Annotated in this window: 1 protein-coding gene; it reads right to left on the reverse strand. The window is 79.0% G+C overall.

All coding sequences use genetic code 11. The features are described 5' to 3' along the window. Positions 1 to 474: 474 nt before the first annotated feature. Positions 475 to 1,597: mannosyltransferase family protein (locus tag GPJ59_RS36075; protein ID WP_374201014.1), on the reverse strand; the 1,123-nt coding region annotated here is incomplete at its 5' end.

Genomic DNA, 1,597 nt, shown 5'->3' on the forward strand with positions numbered 1-1,597 from the left:
GCGGAGGGTGGGACCGGCGGAGGCCACGGGCTCGGCGGAGGGTGGGACCGGCGGAGGTCGCCGGGTCGGCGGCGGTGGCCGGTGCTGGCGGAGGGTCGGTGCGCGGGCGGAGGTGGCCGGTGCTGGCGGAGGGCCGGTGCGCGGGCGGCGGCCGCCGGTACTGGCGGAGGGCCGGTGCGCGGGCGGAGGTGACCCGTACCGGCGCAGGACCGGTGCGCGGGCGGCGGCCGCCGGTACTGGCGAGGACCCGGCGTACGGCGGAAGGCCCGGCGTACGGCAGAAGGCCGGTGCGCCGGTGGAGGCGACCGCCACCGGCGGAAGGCAGGCGGCACCGGCGGAAGGTAGGCGGCGCCGGCGGAAGGCAGGCGCCACCGGCGGAAGGCAGGCGCCACCGGAGGAAGGCAGGCGCCACCGGCGGAAGGCAGGCGGCGCCGGCGGAGGCCCGCGTGGGGCTTCGTCTGCGCCGGCGGAGCCCTACGGTGGGCCCGAGCCGTTCAGCCAGAAGGCTCCGTACCCGGCCGCGACCAGCGCGGCCGCCCCCAGCGCGGCGGCCGCCCGGCCGGTCCGCCACCGCGCCAGGGCCACCGCGGGTGGCAGCACCAGCGGGAACGCCGACAGCAGCAGCCGCGGCTTCGAGCCGAAGTACCCGGACGCGCACAGCGCCAGCGCGACCACGATCCCGCAGTACACCAGCAACGCCGCCGGCTGCCGCTGCCGTACGCACAGTCCGTACAGCCACAGCACCAGCAGCACGCCCGCGATCAGGGCGACCCCCGCCGCGGCCCCGGCGGCGGACGAGGTCAGCTTGTCCCCGACGAACCGGGCGAAGGCCAGGCCGCCGTCGAAGCCGTTGCCCCAGCCGCCCTGCACGTCCAGGTAGCCCAGCACCCCGCGGCCGGTGTACGCCCCGACCCACAGGACGTACGCCGCCGCGCCCAGCGGGGCGATGAGCATCCCGGCGGCCGGCCGCCAGGACCGCTCCCCGTGCCGCCAGGCGCACACCGCGGCCACCCACACCGCCGCCACGACCGCCGCGCCGACCGGCCGGGTCAGTCCGGCGCCGGCGGCGAGCAGCCCCGCCGTCCACCACCGCCCGCGCAGGGCCGCGTACAGGGCCCAGGCCGCGAGCGAGGTGAACAGGGACTCGCTGTACGCCATCGACTGCACGACGCCGACCGGCAGCGCGGCCCAGACGACCGCGGCGCACACCCCGGCCCGCCGCCCGTGGAGCAGGTCGGCCACCGCGAAGATCCCCCAGGCCGCGGCCGGCGCGGCCAGGGCCGAGACCACCAGGCCGGCGCTGCCGTAGGAGAGGCCCGTCACGGCCGAGACCGCACGCTCCAGCGCCGGCAGCAGGGGGAAGAAGGCGAGGTTGGAGTGGACGTCCCCGTTCGGGAGCACCACCTCGTAGCCGTAGCCCTCGGCGGCGATCCGCGCGTACCAGAGCGAGTCCCAGCGCGCCGAGAGCAAGGTGTGCGGACTGCTGCCCGCCACCGCGGACCACACCGCGAGCACCGCCAGCCCCAGCAGCCGCACCGCCGCGAAGCCGGCGAGGGCGGGCGCGGCCCGGCGCAGGGTGGGGCGCGGCGCCCCACCC

This window comes from Streptomyces bambusae, assembly GCF_019400985.1.
In the GTDB taxonomy this organism is placed as follows: Bacteria; Actinomycetota; Actinomycetes; order Streptomycetales; family Streptomycetaceae; genus Streptomyces; species Streptomyces bambusae_A.